This is a genomic window from Pediococcus inopinatus, from assembly GCF_002982135.1.
Classification (GTDB): domain Bacteria; phylum Bacillota; class Bacilli; order Lactobacillales; family Lactobacillaceae; genus Pediococcus; species Pediococcus inopinatus.
In genome coordinates this window covers 1,001,467-1,019,339 of sequence record NZ_CP019981.1, presented here as the reverse complement: position 1 = coordinate 1,019,339, position 17,873 = coordinate 1,001,467, and the positions used below count along the sequence as shown (strand labels likewise).

Sequence of the window (17,873 nt, the reverse complement as noted above, 5' to 3'; positions counted from 1 at the left end):
TAGGATAATTATAGGAGATGAAAATGTGATTGAGAGTGAGCAAATAAAGCAGGCCGTGGCAGATGAAAACTGGCAAAAGGTCCTTAATCTAATTGAGCCAAATCTAGATGAAATTCAAACCAATTCAAAATTAAATTATTTTTTTGTGCTTAGTTTATTTCAAACGAAACACTATGTGGAAGGCTTGAAATATGCAAATGATGCCGTGGATTTTTATATGCAGGATGAACAGGGAAGAGAGCTGTACTTTTCTTTAATGTTGGCTTGCCAAGATTTTTTAGATGCTCATCGTTTTTTAGGAGTTCTTCACAAACATCATTTTGAAGATTTACAAGAATTTGAGGCTAAACTAATGACCGCGGAAAGTGAAGCTCGAGAGCAAAGTCAAACGTTGAAACAAAGATTGAAAAAATTCTATCATATAGGAGATTTAGCTATAGTAGCAGCCAACAAAGCACTTGAAGCGGCTAAACAACTACCGGCGACTGAATATTTTCAAGCTGCTCAGTTCATTTTCGTGGATCCTTTTGTGCACCCATTAATTCGAGCGACGGTTTTGGAGAATGTCGTGTTGATGGGACAGCAGGGGACGGTTAGCTATTATTGGTTGGATAAACAAAATCACGATGTGGTCCTCGATGATCTAAAGGGAATTTTGGATAATCCTGCCAATCAAAAATTAACTGATTCTTTACAAAAAAAATTGGCTAATCTAGATCCAATTATGTTGACCGGAATTTCAAAAGAAAAAGATTTGTATTTAAGCTATGTTTATCCGTTTGCAGACCAGGTCTTTTCGGATCCGGATCGTTGGGTGGAATACTGGCTGGACGAGTATTACGGACGGATTCATCAAGATGGAGAAGCCACCCAATCAATAGAAAAATGGCAAAGAAAATTCAAAGATTTTACCCAACAAATTTTAGATGGTACCGATTACAATAAGTAAAAAGCTATAAATAATAAAACTTTTTTAGCTTAATTGGTTTACAAATAACGTTGTTCTTTATATAATGTTTAAGGATTCTCTTAGGTGAGACTTGGCCTTTTTATGAGGATGTAGTATAATAGTTTTTAAAGAATCCAGCCACGTCAAGGGCTGAGTAATTCTTACGAAAAATACAGGAGGTTCGTATTAATGGCAAAAGAACATTACGAAAGAACAAAACCCCATGTAAATATTGGTACAATTGGCCATATTGATCATGGAAAAACTACTTTAACGGCAGCAATTACAAAGGTTTTAGCTGCAAAAGGTTTAGCTAAGGCTGAAGATTATGCTGATATTGATGCTGCTCCAGAGGAACGTGAACGTGGTATCACAATCAACACTGCTCATGTTGAATATGAGACAGAAAAACGTCATTATGCACATATTGATGCCCCAGGACATGCTGATTACATCAAGAACATGATCACTGGTGCTGCACAAATGGATGGTGCCATCTTAGTTGTTGCTGCAACTGATGGTCCTATGCCACAAACTCGTGAACATATTTTACTTGCTCACCAAGTTGGTGTTGACTACATTATTGTCTTCTTAAACAAGACTGATTTAGTTGATGATGACGAATTAGTTGACTTAGTTGAGATGGAAGTCCGTGAATTATTATCAGAATACGATTATCCTGGTGATGATATTCCTGTAATCCGTGGTTCAGCTTTGAAGGCTCTTGAAGGCGATCCAGAACAAGAAAAAGTTATCCTTCACTTAATGGATGTTGTTGATGAATATATCCCAACACCAAAACGTGAAAATGACAAGCCTTTATTGATGCCTGTTGAAGATGTCTTCACAATTACTGGTCGTGGAACTGTTGCTTCTGGTCGTATTGATCGTGGTGAAGTTAAAGTCGGTGATGAAGTTGAAATCGTTGGTTTGAATGACGAACCTTTGAAGTCAACTGTTACTGGTCTTGAAATGTTCCGTAAGACTCTTGATTTAGGTGAGGCCGGCGATAACGTTGGTGTCTTGCTTCGTGGTATTAACCGTGATCAAGTTGTCCGTGGACAAGTTCTTGCAGCTCCTGGTTCAATCCAGACTCACAAGAAGTTCAAGTCTGAGGTCTATATCTTAACAAAAGAAGAAGGTGGCCGTCATACGCCATTCTTCTCAAACTATCGTCCTCAATTCTACTTCCATACAACTGATGTTACAGGTGTAATTGAATTACCTGAAAACGTTGAAATGGTAATGCCTGGTGATAACGTTACATTTACTGTAGAACTTATCGAACCAGTTGCTATTGAAAAAGGCCTCAAGTTCACTGTTCGTGAAGGTGGACATACTGTTGGTGCTGGTGTCGTTTCTGAAGTTGATGACTAATTAATTTCAAATTCACACAGAAAAAAGATTCGGGATTCGTTCCGAGTCTTTTTTTGTAACCAAAATTCCGGATATATTTGTAATTTATTGAGAGTTTACGGGTGATATAGGAACATAAGCATTTACAATTAGCAACGGTTACGGTAAACTAGTACACGTATGCAATAGTAATTGTTAAACTACTTTTTTATTGTCGGAGGGAAAAATTAATGACTGCAAAATGGGAAAAAAAGGGTGCTAATGATGGCGAATTAACTTTCGAAATTAGTACTGATAAAATTAGTGAAGGTTTAGATAAAGCCTTTATAAAAACACGGAAACAATTAAATGTACCTGGATTCCGTAAGGGACGTGTTCCACGCCAAATTTTCAACCAAATGTATGGTGAAGAAGCATTATACGAAGACGCTTTAAATATCGTTTTACCAGATGCTTATGAAGCTGCAATTGAAGAAGCAAAAATTGAACCAGTAGACCAACCTAAAATCGATGTTGATAGCATGGAAAAAGGCAAGGCTTGGGTTTTGAAGGCTGTTGTGACCGTTAAACCTGATGTTAAGCTTGGCGACTACAAGGGTGTAACTGTAGCCAAACAAGCTCATCGTGTAACTTCAAAAGAAGTTGACGCTGACATTGAAAAGAAACGTGAACAACAAGCTGAACTTGTCTTAAAAGAAGACAAACCAGCTGAAAATGGCGACACTGTTACAATCGACTTTGAAGGTTCTGTTGATGGCAAACCATTTGATGGCGGTAAAGCTGATAACTATGACTTGGAGCTTGGCTCAAACTCATTCATTCCTGGTTTTGAGGAACAATTAGTTGGTCATAAATCTGATGAAAAAGTAGATGTTAAAGTTACTTTCCCAGATGACTACAATGCTGAAGACCTTCAAGGCAAAGCAGCTGATTTTGCTGTTACAATCCATGAAATTAAAACAAAAGAGCTTCCTGATTTAGATGATGAATTTGCTAAAGATGTTGACGAAGAAGTTGATTCTTTGGAAGAATTAAAAGCAAAGACACATGACGAATTGAAAGCACAAAAAGACGAAGCTGCTGCACAAGCTAAAGAAGACGAAGCTATTCAAAAGGCTGTTGATAATGCTGAAGTCAAAGAAATTCCTCAATCAATGATTGATGAAGACGTTCAACGTCAACTTGATCAATACCTTGCAAACATGCAACAACAAGGAATCGATCCTAAGACCTACTACAAGATCACAGGTACATCTGAAGACGATCTTAAGAAGCAATTAGCAGATGGCGCTGCAAACCGAGTTAAGACTAACTTGGTTTTGGAAGCAATCGTTGATGCTGAAAAGATTGTCCCAACTGAAGAGGAAGTTGCTGCAGAAGTTAAAGATTTGGCTTCACAATATGGAATGGAAGAAAGTGCCATTAAGAAGGCTCTTTCAGAAGACATGTTGAAGCATGATATCGCAGTTAAAAAGGCTGTTTCCGTAATTACGGATTCTGCTGTAGAAGAAAGCAAAGCTAAGGCTGCAAAAGAAACAAAAGATGCAGACAAAACTGACGATGCTGAAACTAAATAAAGCAAATTAAGTTTGCTTAAAGAAAGAATCCATTCAGTTTATTTGATTGGGTTCTTTTTTAAAACGAGTTGTTAGCTTAATATGACGGATTTTGGTATGATAACCGTATAAATAATAGAGAGGTGAGTTGGTTGTTAGATAACACTGATACCACAGGGACAATTACATGTTCATTTTGTGGCAAGACTCAAGATCAGGTTAAGAAAATTGTCGCTGGTCCTGGAGTCTACATTTGTAATGAATGTATTGACTTATGTAAAGAAATTATTGATGAAGAAGTTTCTAGAGAAAGCGCAGAAGAGTTCTCCGATGTACCAACTCCTGCAGAGATTGTTGCTAAATTAAATGATTATGTAATTGGCCAAACAGAGGCTAAACGAACTTTATCAGTAGCTGTATATAATCACTACAAGCGAATTAATCAAATGGAGAATGCTGACGAAGGTGACGCTGAATTACAAAAAAGTAATATCAGTATTATTGGACCAACCGGATCCGGAAAAACATTTTTAGCACAAAGTTTAGCACGAATTTTAAATGTACCTTTTGCGATTGCTGACGCGACCACTTTGACAGAGGCCGGATATGTTGGTGAAGATGTTGAAAATATTCTTTTGAAGCTATTACAAAATGCCGATTATGACGTTGAAAAAGCTGAAAAGGGAATTATCTACATTGATGAAATTGATAAAATTGCCAAGAAAAGTGAAAATGTCTCAATTACACGTGATGTTTCCGGTGAAGGTGTGCAACAAGCACTTTTGAAAATCTTGGAAGGCACGATTGCCAACGTCCCACCTCAAGGCGGACGGAAACATCCACAACAAGAGTTCATTCAAATCGACACAACTAACATTTTGTTTATTGTTGGGGGTGCGTTTGATGGAATCGAAGAAATTGTCAAAAGTCGTTTAGGTGATAAGGTCATTGGATTTGGAACAGACTCTACAAAAGTGATTGATGAATCTAAGAGTTTAATGCAGCAAGTTATTCCAGAAGATTTGTTACGTTTTGGGTTAATTCCAGAATTTATTGGTCGTTTGCCAATCTTGTCAGCACTTGAAAAACTGACCACAGACGACTTGGTACACATTTTGACAGAGCCAAAAAATGCCTTAGTTAAGCAGTATAAGACGTTATTGTCCTTGGATGATGTCAAACTGCACTTTACTCCTCAGGCTTTACGAGCAATTGCCGAGGAAGCCATTACTCGAAATACAGGGGCTCGTGGTTTGCGATCAATTATTGAAGAAGTGATGCGTGACATTATGTTTGACATTCCATCTCGTGATGATGTGGAACAAGTAACAGTTACGAAACGAACGGTGATTGATAACGCAGAACCAGAATTAATTTTAAAAGATAAAAAAGCTTCTTAACCCGAGATTGAGACGAAAGATGATTTCTAGAACTTAGAAACCATCTTTTTTTTAATCTTTGTGTGTTAAAATTAAACAAGATTAAAAAGGTGGTTCAAGAAATGGAAGTTCATAATGTAGAGCTCGTCATGAGTGCTGTAGCTCCAGCACAATATCCTACAACTGGTTATCCTGAAATAGCGCTGGTGGGACGCTCGAATGTGGGGAAATCTTCTCTAACAAATGTTTTAATTAACCGGAAGAGTTATGCGCGGACCTCGTCTCAACCTGGCAAAACGCAAACATTGAATTTTTATAATGTGGAAGATCAATTATATTTTGTGGACGTGCCAGGTTATGGTTACGCAAAAGTATCTCGTTCAGAACGAGAAAAATGGGGAAAAATGATTGAAACTTATCTGAGTACACGTCCCCAATTAAAAGGCGTGATCTCCCTGGTTGATGCCCGTCATGAACCTAGCGACGATGATGTTTCTATGTATAACTGGTTGCATTACTATAAAATTCCGATTCTAGTAGTTGCCACCAAAAGTGATAAAGTAGCTCGGGGAAAATGGAATAAGACAGAAAGTGTTGTTAAGAAGGGCCTTCAGCTTAGCGATCCTGATGAATTTCAGTTATTCTCAGCACAAACTAAGATGGGTAAAGATGAAGTTTGGAATTGGATCGAAAAGCGAATTGGGGAGGACTAGACATGGAGTTTAATGATTATCAAAAAAAAGCAAACCGAACATTATTTGGTAATGAGCAGGTTTTGACAAACTGCGCATTGGGATTAGCAAGTGAAAGTGGACAAGTTGTTGATCTTGTCAAAAATTACACGTTTCATGGCAAAGACCTCAATCATGAAGAACTAACAAAAGAAATGGGCGATGTGTTATGGTACTTATCTCAAATTGCCGAGTGGGCAGACATTCCCTTTGAACAAATCGCACAAGAAAATATTGAGACTTTAAATAAACGGTATCCAGCCAGTAATGAATAAATAAAAAAATGAGTGAAACGACAGTTTAGTCGGTTCACTCATTTTTTTGATGATTTTTGTTTCGTATCAGTGTCGTCACGTTTTAAAAACTTGTTTTTCTTGTCCGTAGCTTTTTTATCTTCCACGGGGGCAACGAACTTATCCAACATTTTTTCTAAATTAATTTCTTGTTTTACTTTTAAACTCATTTAGTATTCTCCCTCCGGCGCATATGACCAAGTTTCTTACAGCTTCCATACTATGCGCTTATCATACCAGATTTCATTTTATCTGTCAGGTAATCAAGCAGCAGATTCGGATAAACTTAATAAATGGCCTGAATCAGAATTTAGGCAATTAACTCTTTAACACTCTATTGTTTAGGAAATTATTTAAATGAAAACGATATTATATACATTTTATAATGAATATTCCTATTAAAAATGAATAAAACACATTATTTTACAAAAAAGCTTGCATAAAAAACCAAAAGCGCTTATACTTCATATATTCTATTTGACGTAGGGAGTTGCAGTTATGAAGAAAAAATTTATTGAAATTATCGCAATTATCGGTTTGCTGGTTACAATGATTCCATTTGGGAATGCCCAGGCAGCCGATTCCAAGACAAGCTCAAATGATCAATCACTAGCTGAGATCCAAAAGAAAGGTGTTTTAGTATTAGGGACTAGTCCTGATTATGCCCCGTATGAATTCCAAACCACCAAAAATGGTAAGAGCGTGGATGTTGGGATGGATATTAGTATTGCTAAGCAAATTGCAAAAGATTTAGGCGTAAAGCTAAAAATCAAAAATATGGATTTCGATTCTTTACTGGTGGCTTTACAGACCGGAAAAGTTGACATGGTCATGGCGGGGATGAATCCAACACCAGCTCGTCGTAAAAATGTGACATTTTCTAATATCTACTATCAAGGTGGACAGGATATTGTCATTAATAAAAAAGATAACAAGATTTACAAAAACAAAGATTCGTTTGCAAATAAAACGGTTGGTGCGCAAACGGGGACAATGCAATATAATATGGCCAAGAAACAAATCTCAAATGTAAAAGTTAAGGGATTTGATAAAGGGGCCGACTTAATCCTTGCTTTGCAAACCAATAAAATTGACGGGATTGTCATGGAAAAACCTAGTGCTGAAGCCTACGTGAAAAATAATCCCCAACTTAGTTTAGTTAAGGGCGGCTTTACACTAAGCAAAGATGAGAGTAGTTCAGCAATTGCCTTTCAAAAGGGTTCTAACACATTAGCTGCTGCTGTAAATAAGAGTCTTGCTAAGATTAAGAAAAAAGATTTAATTAACAAAGAGTATTTAAAAGATGCTGGTAGTCATATGAAGACCAATACGGTTGATACTTCGATGACTCATTACTGGAAGTACTTTGCTAAAGGAATTGGCTATACGTTGCTAATTTCAGTGTTCTCAGTATTCTTTGGATTTATTTTAGGAACCATTCTGGCATTTATGCGTTTGAGTCGTAATAAATTGTTTAAAGCAATTTCTACTGCTTATATCGAATTTGTGCGAGGCACGCCTTTGATGGTTCAGATTATGTTTGTCTACTTTGGAATTGGACTGATCGTGAATATTCCTGCTTTAACATCTGGGATCATCGCGGTTTCGTTAAATAGTGGTGCGTATGTGGCAGAAGTCATTCGAGGCGGAATTAATTCGGTTGATAAAGGACAAACGGAAGCTGCTCGTAGTTTGGGGCTTTCTAAGAACGGGACCATGCGCTATGTTATTTTGCCACAAGCGATTAAAAACATCTGGCCGGCACTAGGTAACGAATTTATCTCACTTATTAAGGAAAGCTCAATTGTGTCGATTATCGGAGTTACGGATCTTATTTACCAACTTAAGATTGTGCAATCAGATACTTACCGAGGGGTAGCACCAATCGTTGTTGCAATGGTCCTCTATTTCGTCGTTACTTTCGGGCTTTCAAAAGTTTTAGCTTACTTTGAAGGGAGAATGAAACATGCCAACTAATATTTTAGACATTCAAAATTTAAATAAAAAATATCATGAAACAGAAGTTCTGAAAGATATTTCAGAAACAGTGAAAAAGGGCCAAGTAATTTGTGTGATTGGACCCTCAGGAGCCGGGAAAAGTACCTTCCTGCGTTGCTTAACGTTATTGGAACATCCTAGTGATGGGCATATTTTGTTTGAAGGAACTGATTTGACCACATTGAAAGAAAAACAGCTAGATGAATTGCGTGAAAAAATGGGAATGGTTTTTCAAAGCTTTAATTTATTTCCCAATATGACGGTTTTAGACAACCTCAAATTAGCACCCATGAAAGTTAAAAATTTAACTGATGAACAAGCTACAGAAACTGCACAGAAGCTCTTGGCACAGGTTGGACTGTCCGACAAAGGTTCTGTCTACCCAAGTAGTTTATCAGGTGGTCAGCAGCAACGAGTGGCCATTGCACGTGCTTTAGCAATGGAACCTGAAGTTATGCTCTTCGATGAGCCAACTTCCGCGCTAGATCCTGAAATGGTTGGTGACGTTTTACAAGTTATGAAGGATTTGGCTAAAGCCGGCATGACGATGGTAGTAGTTACCCATGAAATGGGATTTGCTCGTTCCGTTGCCGACCAAGTTTGGTTTATGGATGGGGGCTACATTCAAGAAAAAGGCACTCCAGAAGATTTCTTTGACCATCCACAAACAGAACGTGCTCAAGATTTTCTTTCAAAGGTTCTTATGCAGTAAACTTAATAGATTTAAAAAAGCATCCGCACAAAACAAAAATTGCTGCGGATGTTTTTATAATTAGAGTCCGAATGTACGTTTGCTTTTTGTTTGCGACTGCCTCTAAAAGGCGGTATAATGTTACAAGTTATTTACATTATCCGGGGAGGTGAAACCAGTTGGCGTCAGAACATATTGAACATAAGTTAGCTTTGTTACCAGATTTACCGGGCTGTTATCAGATGAAGAATATTAATAGTCAGATTATTTATGTCGGAAAGGCTAAAAATCTAAAGAACCGGGTGCGCTCTTATTTTAAGAGTTCGCATGATGGCAAGACTGCGCGGCTGGTTTCCGAAATTGCGGATTTTGATTATATTGTGACTTCTAGTGATAAAGAAGCATTTTTGCTAGAAATTACCTTAATTCAAAAGTATCAACCTTATTTTAATATCAAATTAAAACGAGGCACTGGGTATCCGTATATAAAAATTACTAATGAGCGGGATCCCCAAATGATTATCTCTGGAGATCTAAAAAAAGATGGGGCTTATTATTTTGGACCATATCCTAATGTTTATGCTGCCGAAGAAACTTTGAACTTCTTACAAAAGGTTTATCCACTGCGGCGTTGCAATGGATTTCAGCACCGTCCGTGTTTGTACTATCATATGGGTCAATGTTTGGGAGTCTGTTTTAAAACAGTGCCTGAAGAAGCTTATGCTAAGCAAATTACCCGGATTAAGTCATTTCTAAATGGCAATGTGAAAACTGTTAAGAAACAGTTGACTACCAAAATGAATGAAGCAGCTCAAGATTTAGAGTTTGAAAGAGCTGCGGATATTCGGGATCAGATTCACTACATTGAAGTAACAGTCGAGAAGCAAAAAATCATTTCTAATGATCATACGCCTAGAGATCTGTTTAATTTCTACATTGATAAAGGGTGGTTATCAATTCAGGTATTTTTTATTCGCCAAGCACGACTCATGAAACGAGAAAAACGACTTTTTCCCGTTGTTAGCACGGCAACAGAAGAATTGACGACATTTATCTTGCAATTTTATAATCAAAAGAATAATTTATTACCTAACGAGGTTCTTGTGCCGGCCGGGTTGGACAATCAAGTGATGAGCGATATTTTAAAAATCCCGGTTCGAACACCACAACGAGGACAAAAACGTGATTTAATGCATCTTGCCAAAGAGAATGCCAAAATTACCTTAGAAGAGAAATTTCGTTTGTTGGAGTTAGACGATTCTAAAACAGTTGGTGCTATGAAAGAGATTACCGACGCATTGGGAATTCCAGAGGGTCATCAGATTGAAGCTTTTGACCATTCACATATTCAAGGAACTGATTTAGTCTCAGCTTTGGTCGTTTTTACGGATGGGCAACCAGATAAAAAGATGTATCGTAAATATAAACTTACTACCGTAGATCATGCGGACGAAGCGGCAAGTACCAGAGAAGTGATTCGTCGCCGTTATACGAGGTTATTAAAAGAGCATCAACCAATGCCGGACTTGATCTTAATGGATGGCGGGGAGATTCAGCTCAATGCTGTGAAAGACATTTTAGTAAATGAACTAAACTTACAAATTCCAGTTGCTGGAATGGTTAAAAATGATAAACATAAGACTGCAGATTTATTGTTTGGACCAGATGATCGGCATGTTGCACTGGATCCTAAGAGCCAGGGATTTTATTTGGTTCAACGAATTCAAGATGAAGTGCATCGGTTTGCGATTACATTTCATCGTCAAGTACACACAAAGCACTCCTTAAGTTCCCGACTAGATGATATTGCGGGGGTAGGGCCAAAGACGCGCAACAAGTTATTACGTAAATTTGGCTCAATGAAACACATTTCTGAGGCAACGATTGCTGATCTTCAGAAATTAGGGATTCCAGAAAATGTTGCTAAAACAATCAAAATTTCACTGAATGGAGCAGCAAAAACTAAGTAATTTTAGACCTTAATTCAAAATAAGTAGACGGGTTTAATAAATAGTATAATTTAGGGCGATTCTCTGCTAAAATAAGAGTATTCGTAACAACAAGTCAAGCTAGATAGCATTGGAGAAAAATATGTTTGTTGATCAAGTTAAAATTAATATAAAGGCTGGGAACGGTGGAAACGGAATCGTTGCTTTCCGTCGTGAAAAGTTTGTGCCTAATGGTGGACCAGCCGGTGGTGATGGCGGCCGCGGTGGCGATGTCATTCTAAAAGTTGATTCAGGAATGAGAACGTTAATGGATTTTCGTTACCAACGTAAGTTTAAAGCGCCTTCTGGTAGTAACGGAATGAATAAACAAATGACCGGCCGTAGTGCTAGAGATTATGTGATTAATGTCCCAGGGGGAACCATCGTTAAAGATACAGAAACCGGTGAAGTAATTGGCGATTTAGTAGATAACGATGAAGAACTTGTCATTGCAAAAGGTGGTCGTGGTGGTCGTGGTAACATTCATTTTGCAAGTCCCAAAAATCCGGCTCCTGAAATTGCAGAAAATGGGGAACCAGGGCAAGAAAGAAGTATTCAGTTAGAACTTAGAGTTCTTGCTGATGTTGGGCTCCTTGGTTTTCCATCTGTTGGAAAATCAACCTTATTGTCAGTAGTTACAAGTGCTAAGCCTAAAATTGCCGAATATCATTTTACAACCTTAGTTCCTAACCTTGGCATGGTCCGATTAGATGATGGACGAGACTTCGTAATTGCTGATATTCCTGGATTAATTGAAGGTGCTTCACAAGGAATTGGCCTAGGCTTCGAATTTCTTCGTCACGTAGAACGAACAAAAGTTTTATTGCACTTAGTAGATATGAGTGGTGTTGAAGAAGAAGATCCGTTTGACAGCTATCAAAAAATTAATCAAGAGCTGAGTAAATATGATCCAGATTTGATTAACCGCCGTCAGATCATTGTGCCAACTAAGATGGATATGCCCAATGCTGAAGATAATTTAAAGAAATTTGAAAAGAAAATTCGCGAATCAACCAAAGAAACTGACTCACCAGATATTTTTCCGATTTCTGCTGTTACGCATAAAGGACTTGAGCCTTTAATGCAACATACAGCAGACGTGCTTGAAAGCACACCAGATCCAATTCCGGCACCAGTTGTTTCCGATGGTTCTGTTACGTACGCTTACGAGCCAAAACAACCATTTACAGTTGAACAAGATGAGGATGGCACATGGGTTCTCGCTGGTGAGAAGCTTGAAAAGTTATTTAAGATGACGAATACGGAACATGATGACAGCATCGTTAGATTTGCTCGTCAGATGCGCGGGATGGGTGTTGATGATGCACTCCGTAAGGCTGGCATAAAGAATGGTGATTCAGTTCGTATTCTAGATTTCACATTTGAATTCGTTGATTAAACGATTATAGAGGGATGCATATGGATTTAGAAAAGACAACTTCTGTGGGGAAATCCAGATCAAAAAGAAGTGCACTTCAAAAGAATGAAAAACCAGTAAATGAAACTCATGGAAAACGGCTGAAACATAGCCGATACATATCTGGGTTTGATGGACTGCGAGTCCTTGCGCTACTTGGCGTTATTTTGTATCATTTACTCCCTTATGACATGAAGGGTGGCTATTTGGGAGTTCCGATTTTTTTCGCGATTTCGGGATACTTAATTACCGATTTATTTGTTCAAGAATGGGATCAAAATGGCTCAATTAAAATATGGTCATTTTACGGACGTCGGTTGAAAAGACTTTATCCGACTTTGGTAGTTATCTTAGTTGCAAGTACGGCATACATGACTTTGTTTGCACAAAACTTGCTGACGCATATTAAGAGTATTTTATGGACCAATCTTCTATTTGTTTATAATTGGTGGCAGATTGGAAACGGACAATCGTATTTTGATCGCTATAATGGCGAATCACCGTTTACCCATTTATGGTATTTGTCTGTTATCGGTCAATACTACTTTATTTGGCCAATTGTGATGATTGCGTTGTTATTTACTTTCAGAAATCGTAGTCACATTTTGGGTATTTTAGCTGGACTAGCAATTGTGTCTGCTTTGCTAATGATGATTCTTTATGATCCAAGCAATACCAATCGTGTCTATTATGGGTCTGATACGCGGATGACACCTTACCTATTAGGAGCAGCATTGGCGTTCTTTTGGCCTTCAACGCATCTTAATCCCAATTTGAATAACCGGGGGCGGTGGTTCTTAAATCTGCTTGGTTTGGTTTCGCTAGGGGTTATTGTCTGGATGGCGTTTGAGTTAAGCGGGACTGAGAGTTTTGCTTATCGCGGTGGAATGCTTATCTTTTCTATTTTTTCTATAATCTTAGTTGCCGTTATTGCCCACCCAGGTGCAAGTTTTAATAAATGGTTTACTAACCCAGTCTTTGCTTGGATTGGAAAACGGAGTTACGGTATTTATCTGTATCAATTTCCGGTAATGATTTTTTATGAAAAAGCCATTGTGAACATTGCTGCTCATCCGTTATGGAATGCACTAGCAGAGGCAGCCATTATTGTGGTAATTAGTGACTTGTCCTATCGATTTATTGAAACACCGTTAGCTCATTTTGATTACATGCATCCATTACGGGGGTTAGGGATTATGTTTAAAAAGCACAAAAAAGGACGCCTTTTAGTTATTCCAGTTGTGGCAGTGCTTGCAATTGCGGTTGTTGGAATTGTGAATGGCTCAAATAACAATGGTAGTCAACACAGTGCCTTACAGCTTAATATTACGAAAAACAATAAAAAATCAAAAAAGCAAAATGATAAAGCTTTGAAAGCTCAAAAGGAAGCTGCAGAAAAGAAAAAGCAGCACGCTGAAGAAGTAGCAAAATTAAAAAAAGAAAAATCAATTAAATTGAATGACAAGGAAACAGCAATTAAAACGAAATATGGCCTACAGCCTTCAGAAGTTAAAATTGCTGAAAAGATGTCTGTTACTGGAATTGGTGATTCAATTATGGCGGATACTTCTGATGATTTACAAGAAGTCTTTCCAACAGCTTATATTTCAGCCAAGGTTGGTCGTCAAGTGTACCAAGCCGCTGATATATTGAATCAGATGAAGTCACAAGGAACGTTGAGCAGTAATGTTTTGCTTAATTTAGGAACAAACGGTCCTTTTACTAGTGAACAAGTGAAATCGATTGTTTCTATTATTGGAACTAAGCGCCAGATATTCTGGGTAAATGTCCATGTTCCAACTCAAAATTGGGAGTCGCAAGTTAATGATGAAATAGCAGATGCAGCTAAAAAGTATAAAAATGTTCATATAGTTGATTGGTATGGAGCTAGTCAGAATAATGCTGATTGGTTCTATGAAGATCATGTGCATCCAAATATCGAAGGAAGCAAAGAATATACCTCATTGATTACTAAAGCAATCGTGGGTTACGGAAGTACAAATTAAATAAAAAGTCCAGTTTACAAACTATCTCGTTGTGTTGCACTGCAACATATGAGAAGTGGTAAATTGGACTTTTTTAATTATTTAAAAAGTGATTTTTGAATCGAGTGAATCTTTTGAAAGACTCTTACCATTTACGCTATAGGCGCTAGAAAATTGAATGGTGCAATTATTTAGCGTATGAACTAGAGACGCCGGGACAAGGACGACGACATTGGTACTTAGGGTTTTGCCCGCGGCCAGTTTTTTACCGGCAGCGCTATCTACCATATTACTGAGTGGGGTTCCCGCATAGCTATTAGAAAGCTTTACGTAATTTAGACCACCAATAATGACTGTTTGGCTACTTTCGTTTTTAATCGTGTATTTTAACTGCAAGGTATAATAAGGATTGGTGATATCTGTATTGTTAAAAGCCGTAGCGACTACTTGTTTTGCTTTCTTGGTTTTGGCCTCATTTTTCAATAGACGTACTTGGCTAATTTGATAACGCAATGGCCGGTTGATAATGACTTGGTCTGATTTTTTATATTTATCCAAGGTTAATTTTGTTCCGAAGCTATCATAAGAGAACTGCTTAGGCTTAGTAAGATAACCATGGGAAATATAGTTGGCGCTTTTCTTTATCTTCGTTGGCACGCGATAGCTGGAAGATTTTTTGGCGCTACTGGCGCTACTACTACTTTCAGTCGAGCTCAAGTCTGTAGAACTTTTTTTGGAACTTGCTGAGCTAGATTTTTTATGCACGTCCTTGTTTTGATTGGTAAAAGTTGTTTTTCCCTTGCTTTGATAATGGGAATCTGTGCCTTGCGAGGCGCATCCACCTAAAAATAAAGTTGCAAGGAAAAGAAATACGATGGTTTTTTTCATTGTTTTTATTCACACTTATCCTAAAATTATTTTTTGTTCTCGTAATTGATAACCAAATAATTTAACTTGGTTAGTGTCCGAATAGGCAAGCTGACGAGAACCACCAGCAGCTTGGACACGGGTTTCAAATTGATCTAGCGTTAAAGGGGTTGTTCCAGGTTCGACAATTAGCCAATGGTCGAGTAATTTCAAAGAAGACACAGGCAGAGCTGGGTGATTAGCCGGTTTGAAATAAAGTTTTAATTGTGGATCCAATTCAGCAACCGAAAGATTAAAATCAATTAAACGCATTTGACTTCTCCATTATATCCTGTGAATTTAGTTTGTAGATTACAATATCAATTATAATTGATTACAGATCGCATTTGAAGTGTAAACTAAGATAGTTTACATAGCAAATTAGAGCGAATTTGTGGTATGGTGTTTAGGGTAGTATTTAAAAAACAAGAGTAAATGGGGAACGATGCGTTATGGATTTAGAATTTTTAGGAACCGGAGCAGGAGTTCCCGGTAAATTTAGAAATGTTTCAAGTGTAGCATTGAAGTTATTAGATGAGCGCAACTCGATTTGGTTGTTTGATGTCGGAGAAGGCACTCAGCAGCAAATCTTGCGTACCACAATCAAGCCTCGAAAAATCGACAAAATTTTCATCACCCATCTTCATGGTGATCACTTATTTGGCCTTCCTGGCTTACTAAGCAGTCGTTCGTTTCAAGGTGGCGAGTCAGAGCTTGTGATATATGGCCCCAAGGGAATCCGTCAGTTTGTCCAAACGGCGATGCGGGTTTCTGATTCACATCTCTCTTACCCCATTCGTTTTGTTGAATTAGGTGATGAGGGCGTTATCTTTGAAGATGAAAAATTTAAGGTATCCTTCATGAGATTGGATCATCGAATTGAAAGTGTTGGTTATCGAATTGTCGAAAAAGATCATGCCGGTCAACTCCAAGTTGATAAGCTAAAAGACCTGCACGTGCCGTCAGGGCCTCTCTACGGTCTTTTGAAACAGGGACAAGTTGTGACGTTAGATGACGGCCGTAAAATCGATGGCAAAGAGTACTTGGGAAAACCCCAACCAGGACGGATTGTGACCATTTTGGGAGATACCCGAAAAACTAAGAACAGTCCGATTCTTGCACAAGACGCGGATGTCCTTGTGCATGAAAGTACTTTTGCCAAGAATGAAAGCAAGCTGGCACGTAATTATTATCATTCTACTAATGTTCAAGCAGCTGGAATTGCGAAAGAAGCCAATGTAAAACGGTTGATTTTGACGCATATTTCGGCTCGTTACACTGGTAAAATGGCTAATGAGCTACAAAAACAAGCTCAGTCAGTGTTTAAAGCGACAAAAGTTGTTCATGATTTTGATGTGATTCATATTCCGCTCAAATAGATGAGGAGTGATCAAATGCTAGAAAAATTACGAGAACTACGTGATTTGAATGGTAAATTGGTTTTAATTACCGGTGCATCAAGTGGGTTAGGTAAATTAGTTGCTTATGAAATGGCTATGCGCGGGGCTAATGTTGTTTTATGTGCCCGCAATCTAACTGCTTTGCGTAAAGTAGCAGATAAGTGTAAAGAGATTTCTCAAACTAATTCTTATGTTGTAGAACTTGACGTTTCAGATCCAGATGCAATTGACCGGCAATTGAGCCACATTTTGCAGGACATTGGTCCAGTAGATGTTTTGATTAACAGTGCTGGATTTGGTATTTTTGAACCCTTTCAAAACTTTGAGATGGATAAAGCAGAAAACATGTTTCGGGTAAATGTTTTAGGCCTCATGTATGTAACGCAAAGAATTGCGCAACAAATGATCAAAAGTGGCAGGGGACATATTTTTAATATTGCCTCTGTAGCTGGGAAAATTGCTACACCCAAATCTTCAATTTATTCGGCAACCAAGTTTGCGGTTATTGGTTTCTCTAATGCCCTAAGGTTAGAATTACGACCCCTTGGTGTTCAAGTGACCACCGTAAATCCTGGACCGATGGATACCAATTTCTTTAGAAGGACACCTGAAAGCAGTAAATACTTTGATAGCGTCAAGTTCTTGGCGTTGTCACCTGAAAAAGTGGCCCATCAAATTACGAATGCAGTTGGTTATACACGGCGCGAAATCAATGCGCCTCTGTATATGGAAGCTATTCATCGCGGATACGAATGGTTTCCAACCCTTGGGGATCGCTTAGCAAGTAGTCCATTATTTAATCGAAAGTAAGGCATTTGAAACATGAAAAATCAATGGCGAGTTATTATAATTTTAATCTTGGTCTTATTAGTGGCTGCTTTTGCAGTGGTTAATGTGAGTGAAGTGCCCATCAGTCTTTTATTCACAACAGTTCACTGGCCACTAGTCCTGGTCATTTTGGTGTCGTTAGTTGCGGGCGCCTTAATTACATTCCTGGTTTCGATGGGAACAATTATGACTCAAAAACGTGAACATCGTAATGAAATTGATGTTGCAACTAAAGAGATTGATGAACTTCGCGAAGAAAACGCCGCATTAAAACGACGGGTCAATAATGTTAGCAGCGAAAATGGTCAGCAGAATCAAAAAATCGAAGAATTATAATGAGTTGTTTGATAAAATTAAATGATTAAGAGTTGGACGAAAGATCGAAAATCTCATTTG

General features: G+C 38.1%; 17 protein-coding genes. 14 read left to right on the top strand and 3 right to left on the bottom strand.

Annotation, left to right across the window (positions count from 1 at the left end):
• The first annotated feature begins 25 nt into the window (after positions 1–25).
• The 6 genes from PI20285_RS05180 to PI20285_RS05155 all read left to right on the top strand — a co-directional run bounded on the left by PI20285_RS05180 (position 26) and on the right by PI20285_RS05155 (position 6,246).
• Positions 26–949 (top strand): hypothetical protein, encoded by a 924-nt coding sequence (locus PI20285_RS05180; protein WP_057773607.1) that lies wholly within the window; start codon positions 26–28, stop codon positions 947–949.
• A 189-nt stretch (positions 950–1,138) separates the two neighbouring features.
• Entirely contained in the window at positions 1,139–2,326 is a 1,188-nt protein-coding gene (tuf, locus tag PI20285_RS05175; protein WP_057773609.1) for an elongation factor Tu, read from the top strand.
• Positions 2,327–2,535: 209 nt separating this feature from the next.
• Positions 2,536–3,882, top strand: coding sequence for a trigger factor (gene tig / locus PI20285_RS05170; RefSeq protein WP_057773611.1), 1,347 nt, complete (start codon positions 2,536–2,538; stop codon positions 3,880–3,882).
• Between the two features lie 131 nt (positions 3,883–4,013).
• Complete coding sequence (gene clpX, locus PI20285_RS05165; RefSeq protein ID WP_057773613.1) at positions 4,014–5,261, top strand: ATP-dependent Clp protease ATP-binding subunit ClpX; 1,248 nt, start codon at positions 4,014–4,016, stop codon at positions 5,259–5,261.
• A gap of 101 nt (positions 5,262–5,362) precedes the next feature.
• The gene (yihA, locus tag PI20285_RS05160; RefSeq protein ID WP_057773615.1) at positions 5,363–5,953 is read left to right on the top strand and encodes a ribosome biogenesis GTP-binding protein YihA/YsxC; all 591 of its coding nucleotides are present in this window, start codon (positions 5,363–5,365) and stop codon (positions 5,951–5,953) included.
• A gap of 2 nt (positions 5,954–5,955) precedes the next feature.
• A complete protein-coding gene (locus PI20285_RS05155; protein ID WP_057773617.1) occupies positions 5,956–6,246 on the top strand; it encodes a nucleoside triphosphate pyrophosphohydrolase family protein in 291 nt (96 codons plus the stop codon).
• A gap of 38 nt (positions 6,247–6,284) precedes the next feature.
• Here PI20285_RS05155 and PI20285_RS11600 read toward each other — a convergent pair whose 3' ends face one another.
• Positions 6,285–6,434 (bottom strand): hypothetical protein, encoded by a 150-nt coding sequence (locus PI20285_RS11600; RefSeq protein ID WP_156406514.1) that lies wholly within the window; start codon positions 6,432–6,434, stop codon positions 6,285–6,287.
• Positions 6,435–6,762: 328 nt separating this feature from the next.
• On the opposite strand from PI20285_RS11600, the gene PI20285_RS05150 reads away from it, so the two are divergent.
• From PI20285_RS05150 to PI20285_RS05130, 5 genes are all read left to right on the top strand, one after another.
• Positions 6,763–8,241, top strand: coding sequence for an ABC transporter substrate-binding protein/permease (locus tag PI20285_RS05150; protein ID WP_057773619.1), 1,479 nt, complete (start codon positions 6,763–6,765; stop codon positions 8,239–8,241).
• A complete protein-coding gene (locus PI20285_RS05145) occupies positions 8,231–8,974 on the top strand; it encodes an amino acid ABC transporter ATP-binding protein (protein ID WP_057773621.1) in 744 nt (247 codons plus the stop codon). The genes PI20285_RS05150 and PI20285_RS05145 overlap by 11 nt, the downstream gene beginning before the upstream one ends.
• Positions 8,975–9,132: 158 nt before the next feature.
• Positions 9,133–10,923, top strand: a complete 1,791-nt coding sequence (uvrC, locus tag PI20285_RS05140) for an excinuclease ABC subunit UvrC (RefSeq protein ID WP_057773623.1) — start codon at positions 9,133–9,135, stop codon at positions 10,921–10,923.
• A gap of 121 nt (positions 10,924–11,044) precedes the next feature.
• The gene (gene obgE / locus PI20285_RS05135; RefSeq protein WP_057773624.1) at positions 11,045–12,340 is read left to right on the top strand and encodes a GTPase ObgE; all 1,296 of its coding nucleotides are present in this window, start codon (positions 11,045–11,047) and stop codon (positions 12,338–12,340) included.
• A gap of 20 nt (positions 12,341–12,360) precedes the next feature.
• Positions 12,361–14,364, top strand: a complete 2,004-nt coding sequence (locus tag PI20285_RS05130) for an acyltransferase family protein (RefSeq protein WP_082623269.1) — start codon at positions 12,361–12,363, stop codon at positions 14,362–14,364.
• A gap of 81 nt (positions 14,365–14,445) precedes the next feature.
• Here the strand turns inward: PI20285_RS05130 and PI20285_RS05125 are convergent, their stop codons facing one another.
• Together PI20285_RS05125 and PI20285_RS05120 are read right to left on the bottom strand one after the other, a co-directional pair.
• Complete coding sequence (locus PI20285_RS05125; RefSeq protein WP_057773626.1) at positions 14,446–15,231, bottom strand: hypothetical protein; 786 nt, start codon at positions 15,229–15,231, stop codon at positions 14,446–14,448.
• 15 nt (positions 15,232–15,246) lie between these two features.
• Positions 15,247–15,522 carry a hypothetical protein gene (locus PI20285_RS05120; RefSeq protein ID WP_057773627.1) on the bottom strand — a complete coding sequence of 92 codons (276 nt, stop codon included), beginning with the start codon at positions 15,520–15,522 and terminating at the stop codon, positions 15,247–15,249.
• 179 nt (positions 15,523–15,701) lie between these two features.
• Between PI20285_RS05120 and rnz the strand changes: the two genes are divergently transcribed.
• From rnz to PI20285_RS05105, 3 genes are read left to right on the top strand one after another with little or no spacing between them, the layout of a single operon-like run.
• On the top strand, positions 15,702–16,628 hold the full coding sequence (gene rnz, locus PI20285_RS05115) for a ribonuclease Z (RefSeq protein WP_057773630.1): 927 nt from the start codon (positions 15,702–15,704) through the stop codon (positions 16,626–16,628).
• A 15-nt stretch (positions 16,629–16,643) separates the two neighbouring features.
• The gene (locus PI20285_RS05110; protein ID WP_057773632.1) at positions 16,644–17,459 is read left to right on the top strand and encodes an SDR family NAD(P)-dependent oxidoreductase; all 816 of its coding nucleotides are present in this window, start codon (positions 16,644–16,646) and stop codon (positions 17,457–17,459) included.
• 12 nt (positions 17,460–17,471) lie between these two features.
• A complete protein-coding gene (locus PI20285_RS05105) occupies positions 17,472–17,813 on the top strand; it encodes a LapA family protein (RefSeq protein ID WP_057773634.1) in 342 nt (113 codons plus the stop codon).
• Positions 17,814–17,873 lie beyond the last annotated feature (60 nt).

Bases quoted from the DNA above. Each gene is read 5' to 3' on its own strand.
- PI20285_RS05125 (WP_057773626.1), bottom strand. From the start codon at position 15,231: ATGAAAAAAACCATCGTATTTCTTTTCCTTGCAACTTTATTTTTAGGT.
- yihA (WP_057773615.1), top strand. From the start codon at position 5,363: ATGGAAGTTCATAATGTAGAGCTCGTCATGAGTGCTGTAGCTCCAGCA.
- PI20285_RS05120 (WP_057773627.1), bottom strand. From the start codon at position 15,522: ATGCGTTTAATTGATTTTAATCTTTCGGTTGCTGAATTGGATCCACAA.
- PI20285_RS05110 (WP_057773632.1), top strand. From the start codon at position 16,644: ATGCTAGAAAAATTACGAGAACTACGTGATTTGAATGGTAAATTGGTT.
- tig (WP_057773611.1), top strand. From the start codon at position 2,536: ATGACTGCAAAATGGGAAAAAAAGGGTGCTAATGATGGCGAATTAACT.
- rnz (WP_057773630.1), top strand. From the start codon at position 15,702: ATGGATTTAGAATTTTTAGGAACCGGAGCAGGAGTTCCCGGTAAATTT.
- PI20285_RS05105 (WP_057773634.1), top strand. From the start codon at position 17,472: ATGAAAAATCAATGGCGAGTTATTATAATTTTAATCTTGGTCTTATTA.
- obgE (WP_057773624.1), top strand. From the start codon at position 11,045: ATGTTTGTTGATCAAGTTAAAATTAATATAAAGGCTGGGAACGGTGGA.
- PI20285_RS05145 (WP_057773621.1), top strand. From the start codon at position 8,231: ATGCCAACTAATATTTTAGACATTCAAAATTTAAATAAAAAATATCAT.
- tuf (WP_057773609.1), top strand. From the start codon at position 1,139: ATGGCAAAAGAACATTACGAAAGAACAAAACCCCATGTAAATATTGGT.
- PI20285_RS05150 (WP_057773619.1), top strand. From the start codon at position 6,763: ATGAAGAAAAAATTTATTGAAATTATCGCAATTATCGGTTTGCTGGTT.
- PI20285_RS11600 (WP_156406514.1), bottom strand. From the start codon at position 6,434: ATGAGTTTAAAAGTAAAACAAGAAATTAATTTAGAAAAAATGTTGGAT.
- PI20285_RS05130 (WP_082623269.1), top strand. From the start codon at position 12,361: ATGGATTTAGAAAAGACAACTTCTGTGGGGAAATCCAGATCAAAAAGA.
- PI20285_RS05155 (WP_057773617.1), top strand. From the start codon at position 5,956: ATGGAGTTTAATGATTATCAAAAAAAAGCAAACCGAACATTATTTGGT.